The sequence below is a fragment of the Clostridium mucosae genome, from assembly GCF_024622765.1.
GTDB lineage: Bacteria > Bacillota > Clostridia > Clostridiales > Clostridiaceae > Clostridium.
This window is the reverse complement of sequence record NZ_JANKAF010000040.1, coordinates 1-7,493: the sequence shown is the minus strand read 5'-3', so window position 1 is coordinate 7,493 and position 7,493 is coordinate 1. Positions and strand designations below refer to the sequence as shown.

General features: G+C 27.9%; 7 protein-coding genes and 1 pseudogene. All 8 read left to right on the top strand.

Features of this window, described 5'->3' with window-relative positions:
- A pseudogene (locus NSA50_RS19270) lies at positions 1–284 on the top strand (YdcP family protein); the annotation flags it as partial.
- The gene (locus NSA50_RS19265; RefSeq protein WP_257448042.1) at positions 284–1,666 is read left to right on the top strand and encodes an FtsK/SpoIIIE domain-containing protein; all 1,383 of its coding nucleotides are present in this window, start codon (positions 284–286) and stop codon (positions 1,664–1,666) included. The pseudogene NSA50_RS19270 and the gene NSA50_RS19265, both read left to right, overlap by 1 nt.
- Before the next feature lie 49 nt (positions 1,667–1,715).
- Complete coding sequence (locus NSA50_RS19260) at positions 1,716–2,822, top strand: replication initiation factor domain-containing protein (RefSeq protein WP_257448039.1); 1,107 nt, start codon at positions 1,716–1,718, stop codon at positions 2,820–2,822.
- A 22-nt stretch (positions 2,823–2,844) separates the two neighbouring features.
- Positions 2,845–3,747: a conjugal transfer protein gene (locus NSA50_RS19255; protein WP_257448036.1), complete on the top strand. Its 903-nt coding sequence runs from the start codon at positions 2,845–2,847 to the stop codon at positions 3,745–3,747.
- Between the two features lie 12 nt (positions 3,748–3,759).
- Positions 3,760–3,981 (top strand): hypothetical protein, encoded by a 222-nt coding sequence (locus tag NSA50_RS19250; protein WP_257447944.1) that lies wholly within the window; start codon positions 3,760–3,762, stop codon positions 3,979–3,981.
- Positions 3,981–4,181, top strand: a complete 201-nt coding sequence (locus NSA50_RS19245) for a hypothetical protein (RefSeq protein ID WP_257448034.1) — start codon at positions 3,981–3,983, stop codon at positions 4,179–4,181. The genes NSA50_RS19250 and NSA50_RS19245 overlap by 1 nt, the downstream gene beginning before the upstream one ends.
- A gap of 106 nt (positions 4,182–4,287) precedes the next feature.
- The gene (locus NSA50_RS19240) at positions 4,288–5,196 is read left to right on the top strand and encodes a hypothetical protein (protein WP_257448032.1); all 909 of its coding nucleotides are present in this window, start codon (positions 4,288–4,290) and stop codon (positions 5,194–5,196) included.
- A 97-nt stretch (positions 5,197–5,293) separates the two neighbouring features.
- On the top strand, positions 5,294–7,493 hold a 2,200-nt coding region (locus NSA50_RS19235), incomplete at its 3' end, for a SpaA isopeptide-forming pilin-related protein (RefSeq protein WP_257448031.1).

Here is a 7,493-nt window from a genome sequence, read left to right as displayed (position 1 = left end):
ATTTAGGTAAAGAGGAAAGGTTTCACTATAAAGATGGTGTTAAGACAGATGTGTTGAAGTCAGTAACATATAAATTAGCTTCATCAGCACAAGGTGGAGAAGTTCCAGTAACTGTGAACTTTGGTGAGAATGGAGGAACTTCAAAAGATTTTCCTTTCATGGCTAAAGTAGGTATTAAAGATGTTGAGATTTCTGCATCAGCATCTGTTAATGGAACTTTTGCATCAGTAAGATATACAGTTACTGCAAGTGAAATATTCCAAGCTTCAGCAGGAACTAAGTAATGAAAAGGAAGAAAGGTGTTAGGATTCAACTACATCATAAAAATATAATATTAAAAATGTTTTTATTAAGCGGTATAGTTTTATTTACCGCTTTTTTTTCTTTATTTTTGAAGATTAAATTTAAGACTTTAAATAATGTTATAGAAGTTTTTAAAGCTGATTTTAAGGAGATAATTATTCCTTTAGTGATTGTATTACTCCTAACAATAGCAATATTAATAATTTTAAAAGTATTTTTAAAGAAATTATTTTATAATCTGAAAAATATACAAAAATTATCTAAATTGATTATAAATAATAATTTTTATATTGTTGAAAATATTAAAGGAGCAGATGGGAAGAGTAAAAAGAAGTGTACTTATTTTCCTAAAATATATTATTGGTTTAATAAAGAAAGGATATATATAAACATAGAACTTGATGGTAGTAAGTTTCATTCAAAGTATTTAGAATTAGGTTCAAAATTAGAACAAATGTATAATTCTGAAATAGTAGATAAAATTGTTAAAAATTCAGAAGTTACTTATATATTACAGGTATTTACTGAGGATAGTCGAATAATATTAGATTTAATAAAAGAACAGAATACAGGTACTAAAATACCACTTATGAAGGGGATAGAATGGGATATTGTTAAAATTCCTCATTGCTTAGTTACAGGAGCAACTGGAGGGGGAAAATCTTATTTTCTATTCTATTTAGTGCGTTCATTTTTTAGTTTGAAGAATGAAGTGGGCGACCCCTTAGAATGTATAGTTAAAGTTTTAGATCCTAAAATGTCAGATTTATCTTTCCTTGATTCAATAATGCCTGATGATGTATTTTTTTCTAAAGATAAAATTCTTAAGGAATTAAGATTAGCAGTTGAAGAAATGGAAGAAAGATATACTTTAATGAGAAAAGAAGAAAATCAAAAGATAGGTTCTAATTTTTTAGAACATAATTTAAAACCATATGTAATATTTTTTGATGAATTTATTGCTTTTGCTATTTCTCTCGAAAAATCTAAGAAGGAAGAACTAAGGGATAGATTGTTTCAGATAATATTAAAAGGTAGACAAGCAGGTATATTTATAGTTTTAACAGGGCAAAGAGCAGACGCAGAATTTATGCCGGGTGCCATAAGGGATAATTTAGGCTTAAGGGTATCATTAGGTAATTTGTCTAAAGATGGTTATAAAATGACTTTTGGAGATGTTGAAAAAGAATTTTTAGAAAGAACTGAAAAAGGTCAAGGTTATGTATATCTAATGGGTGAATCCAAGTACCCTATGGAGTTTTATTCTCCGTTATTATCCAAAGATTATAATTTAGTTGAAGATGTAAAGGGATTATTATCCCGTAGAAAAGGGACTTTTCAAGCGGAGCAAAAGGGAGAATAATCCCTAGGCGAAGCCTTAAAGAAAAGTAAATTTTAAGAGGTGAGAAGAAATGACAGAAAATCTTAACCCCCTGGCGGATAACATGGGGGTACAAACGCCAAAAGAAATATTACTAAGGCCTGTAATTGACTGGGTTCAAGTAACTTTTAAAAATTTCGGTGTTGAAAAGATTATAAAAGAGATTTTAAAACTAGATATTAGCTTTTTTACTAAAAATGATTTTGGCTTTTGTGGGTATAAATATTCCTTTCAATTCAATGATATTTTTGTATTACACAATGGTGAATATGACGAGAGAGGAATGGGAGTTCATATACAGATGACAGGAAAAGGTTGTAGGCAATTTGATTTTTATTTAAAAACTCAAAAAAGAGCTTGGAAAGATTTTTTTAAAGATTGTTTTAAACTAGAAGCTACATGCAATTTTAGTAGATTAGATGTTTCTATAGATGATACTAAAGTTTATTTTAAAGTTCCTCGATTAGTGAAAAAAATAAAATCTGGGGAGATAGTTTCAAAGTTTAAGTATTCTTATAATTTTGAAAAAATAAAAAATTCTGATGGTTCTAATGCAGGTACAACTTTATATATGGGGTCGCCCACTTCAAATGTTAGATTTAGATTTTATGAAAAAAATTACGAAGAAGCTTTTAAAAAAGGAGTTGAAGTTGAAGAGATAGGAGATTGGAATAGATACGAAATACAAATGAGAGATGAAAATGCAACTAAGTGTGCAGATGTTTTATCGAGAGATAGCAATATACTATATGTAGTAAAGTCTGTTTTAAATCAGTATGTCAGATTTGTTAATAGAAATGAAAATGATCTTACTCATAAACACAGATGGCCTGTTTGGAAGAATTGGCAAAAGTTTATTGAGGATAGTGGAAAGTTAAGTTTATATATAAAGCCAGAGCCTAAAACTTTTGAAGAAACTTATAGATGGTTAATGAAACAAACTAGTAATTCGTTAAAAAGTATTGAAATGATTGAAAAGGCTATAGGAATTGAAGGTAGGTTTATGGAGAACATTATTGAAGCAGCGGATTTAAAGGAAGAGCATTACGAAAAAATGATAAATTATTTAAAACAAATTCCAGATTTCGCTGATATAGATAAAGGAACTTTAAGAATGAGTTTAGAAAATTTAAGTTAAGAATAGTAGATAAGAGAAGGAGATGATTGAAATTAAAGGTAAAGAAATTAAGAAAATATCATCTTTAAAAATTAGAAAAGTATTTGTAGTTTTATTTTGGTTCTTTCTTGTCGTAATGATAATAGTTGGAATTAGGAATATAAGCTATAACAAAGATTATGATTTAAATAATAATCAAAGTGGTAAAGTTATTTCTGATGTAAATAGTAATTATGATGTTGGAGTTAATACATTTTCAAGTAAGTTTATAAAATCATATTTTTCTTTTTCAGATAATGAAGAAAATCGAAAATCTAGATTAGAAGAATTAAAAAAATATATGATAGAGGATCTTGTAAATAATACTTTAATTAATATAGAAGAAATGAATGGGATTAAGTCATCAGTTACAAATATAGAAGTTTGGAATGTAGACCCAAAAGAAGATAATAACTATAAAGTAGACTTTACTGTTTATCAAGAATTAACAATGCAAGATAAAAAGAAAAAATATACAGATGATACTTATTATATTGTAGTTCATAAAGACAATAATGGAAATTATGTAGTTATTCAAAGTCCAACAGTTACAACTTCACCTAAAAAGGGGGATTATGAACTAGATAAAACTTTAGTTTCAGATACTAATGTGACTAGTGATGAAAGAGCGAAAATAGATGAATTTTTAAATATGTTCTTTAATGTTTATCCTAAAGCTACTGACCATGAATTAACATATTATGTTGAGAAAAATATAAAGCCTTTAGGTGAAAATTTAGAGTTAGTAAGATTAGAAAATGAAATAGTTACAAAAAAAGATGATACTACTTTTAATATTTCTATAGATGTAATTTATAAGGATTTAGATACTAATTTTAAAAGTATAAATCATTTTGATATAGTTCTTATAAATAAAGATGGGAAGTTTATTATAAATAGTTTTTAGGAGGGAATTAAAATGAATTTTGGACAAAATATTTTAGAAGTTGTACAAACTAATGTTATGCCTTTATTTTTAGCTGTTTTAGTTTGTGTTGCTATATATTTTTTAGTAAAGAGAGAGATGACTAAATTTGTAGCGTTTTTAGCAATGTCAGTAGTAGTTGCAGGATTTGTAGTTACACCAGAAACAGTACGAGATATATTAGTTAATTTATTCAAGTCGATATTTAGGGTTTAATGAAGAAACGAATAATATTAGCCAAATATTTAAATTGTTATGAAGTGACTGCTTCTATATGTAATGCTATAGTTTTTAAGAGGAGATATGAAGAGTATAGAGAGGCTTTAGAAAATGCTAATAAACTTAGTAAGGAGTTTAATATAAGATTTGAATATGTTTTTATAAATAGAGAGAATAGGTCAAGGTGGGATATATAACCCCTTGACTAGTATAAAATGGTATAATTTTAAGAGTTTATAAAATATGATATAATTATAAAAAACTAAATTATGAATGATAAGAATTTATAAGGGGTGTTTTATTATGAGATTAGAAATGCTAAAAAAAATATTAAAGAATAAAAAAAATATTGTAATAGTAGGAGCAGTAACAGGAGCTTTAGTTATTGCAATAGCGGGAAGTGTATTATTAAACAATAAGTTTAATGTAGAAAATAAAGCAGAAGATAATAAAGTAGTAGCAGTAAATAAAGAAGAATCTAGTAAAGAAGAAACAGAAGCTATAGAAAAATTAGAGAATTTAAAGAAAATAGATATATCAAAATTATCAGAAGAAGATAAGAAAGTACTAGAGAATAAGATAGCGGACATAGCAAAGTTAATAGAAAATAAAGAGTATGCGAAAGCAACAACAGAGATAGAAAGTTTAGAAAAAGATACAAATACTAAAATAGAAGAAGTTGTTAAAGCTGAAAGTAAAGAAGAAAGTAGCAAAGAAGAAGTTAAAAAAGAAGAGAATAAACAAGAAGTAGTTACTAATACATCAAATGAAAGTACGAATAATAGTACAAGTAATAATTCAAATAGTAATACGGGTACTACTACAAGTACAAATAATAATACTTCTTCAAGTACAAGTGGGAATGGAAGTAGTAATTCAAATTCTAATCAAGGAACAACTCAACCAAAGCCATCAACGCCTACACCAGCACCACAACCACCAGTTGAAGCACCAAAGCCAAGCTATCCAAGTGTATCAGAAGTGCAACAAAGACTTATATCATATGGACAAAGTTTAGGATTAACATATGACCCATCATTAATTAGTAATGGTTGGGCAGGTAGAGGAACAGATCAAATGTGGAGTACAGAAAGAGGAAATTCAGCAGACCAACAAACATTGTTTAATGGATATCAATATAAAAGTTTTGCAGTGGTTGTTGTTGATTTGGGAGAATATTGTAGTATGCAATTGTATTGTCCTTGGGAATAAAAAGTAGTAAAGAAGAGATTTAGTATAAGAAATTTTATATTAGGTCTCTTTTTTAGTGCTTTTAATTAAGCATAAATAAATATAAAGGAGGTATTTTATGAGATTGTTTAATAACCTCATAAAGAAAATCAAAGAAAATTTAATAAAAAAAGAAAGGAGGAAAGCAAGGTCTTTAAGTAAGAAGGTAAGCTTAGCGTTAGCTTGTTTACTATCATTTAATTTATTACCTATTAATAGTATAAAAGTAAGTGCTGAAGAATTGGGGTATAAAGTAACTGTTAATGGAATGTCTCCTGAAGAATATAATCAGTTATATCAAAATTATTTAAATGGTATAGAAGAACGAGCAACAGGAAATAGTGGGCTAGGATTAGAACTTATTTCTGGAATTATAGCACCACCAATTACTATAGATGGAGAAGTGGGATATTGCCTTAATTTATATAAAAACTTCCCAGTAGGTAATAATTATCCAAATGGAAATCCGTATGATAATAATAAAATAAGAGCTGTTTTATATTATGGATATCCAGTAAATGCTAATGGATTACAACAAAAGTATGGAATAAGTGATTCTCATGCAAGATATTATACACAAGTTGCAATTTGGCAAATGACAGGAGATTTAACTAGTCGAAATTATGGAATAGGTTATGTTGATGAATTACTTGAATTAGGAAGAAAAGCTAGTTTGCCAAATGTATTTTTTGATATTTCTCCAAATAATTTAGAAGCTAGTCAAATTAATGATTATCAAGAAACAGAAGTTATAACTACAAAGGGGTCAAGTGGAATATTTACTTTCCCTAGTGATAGTAATGTTTGGTCAGTAGATTTAAATGGAAATAAAAAGAATACTTTTAATATTGGTGAAAGTTTTAAAGTTAGAGCTACAAAAGGATATAGTGGAGAAAAAAGAGTTGTTGTGAATTCTGAATTGAAAAAACCAGCTTCGCTTAAATATGATGGTAGTGGTGGTTTTCAAGATATAGTTAAGTATTGGAATGACCCTATTAGAGACCCGAAACCATTAAGAATTAAATTTAATGGTACTGGTAAAATAGAGTTATTTAAAACAGATGATTTAGGTAATGTATTAGCAGGAGTTAAATTTGGTTTATATTCAGACGCAGGAGCAACTAATAAAGTTGCAGAAGCAGTAACTGGATCAGATGGAAGATTAGTATTTGATAATGTTAGTGCAGGTGAGTATTGGACAAAAGAACTTGAAACACTTCCAAGCCATGTTTTGAATCCTGAGATTAAGAAAGTAGTTGTTAATGGTGGAGATACTCAAAGAGTAGACTACACAAATGAAATAATCAAAGGAAGAATACAAATAACTAAGGTAGATGAAGAAACAGGCGAAAAGCTTCAAGGTGCAGAATTTGAAATAAAGAGCAAGGCAACTGGACAAGTTGTAGATACATTAGTAACTGGAGTAGATGGAACTGCAATAAGTAAGTTAATTCCTTTTGGAGAGTATATAGCAAGTGAAACAAAATCACCAAACAAATATACTTTAAATGGTAAGGAATACTTTATTACTATAGATAAGCATTTACAAACTATTGAATTAACTCATCAAAATAGAATTATCAAAGGTCAAATAGAAATTAATAAAGAAGATAGCGAATTAACTGGCTTAAAAATAGCAGGTGCAGTATTCGGTATCTTTGATGAAGTTGGAGCTTTAGTTGAAGAGTTTACAACAAATGAAAATGGTTATGCTATAAGTGGATTATTAAATTATGGTGATTATAAATTAAAAGAACTTAAACCAGCTTATGGATATCAAGCAAGTAATCAAGAATGGGATATTCAAATTAGAGAAGATGGTAAAGTTTATACTTATAATATTACTAATGATGTTATAAAAGGGCGTATCCAAGTTGTTAAACTTGATAAGTTAACTAATAAGCCTTTAGAAAATGTTAAATTCGGTGTTTATGCTAAGAATGTTTTTGGTATTGTAAAAGATACTTTAATAGAAGAAATAGTAACTGATGAAAATGGATTTGCATTTACTAGTGATTTAAGATATGGAGAATATTACTTAAAAGAGATTGATACACCAGAAAATTATTATCCAAGTGATGAAGAATATCCAGTAAATATAACTGAAAATGGTAAATTATATGTGAAACATATATCTAATGAACCAGTTGAGATGAAAATTAGAGTTATTAAAACAGATGGAGAAACTAAAACTCCAATCAAAGATACTAAGTTTAAAATAGTAGATAAAGCAACTGATAAAGAAGTTGAATTTACTGAATTTTTCGGTGGAATTATTC

What these genes read in the sequence shown, in the direction of transcription:
- NSA50_RS19250 (WP_257447944.1), top strand. Translation starts at nt 3,760, where the DNA reads ATGAATTTTGGACAAAATATTTTAGAAGTTGTACAAACTAATGTTATG.
- NSA50_RS19245 (WP_257448034.1), top strand. Translation starts at nt 3,981, where the DNA reads ATGAAGAAACGAATAATATTAGCCAAATATTTAAATTGTTATGAAGTG.
- NSA50_RS19265 (WP_257448042.1), top strand. Translation starts at nt 284, where the DNA reads ATGAAAAGGAAGAAAGGTGTTAGGATTCAACTACATCATAAAAATATA.
- NSA50_RS19240 (WP_257448032.1), top strand. Translation starts at nt 4,288, where the DNA reads ATGAGATTAGAAATGCTAAAAAAAATATTAAAGAATAAAAAAAATATT.
- NSA50_RS19255 (WP_257448036.1), top strand. Translation starts at nt 2,845, where the DNA reads ATGATTGAAATTAAAGGTAAAGAAATTAAGAAAATATCATCTTTAAAA.
- NSA50_RS19260 (WP_257448039.1), top strand. Translation starts at nt 1,716, where the DNA reads ATGACAGAAAATCTTAACCCCCTGGCGGATAACATGGGGGTACAAACG.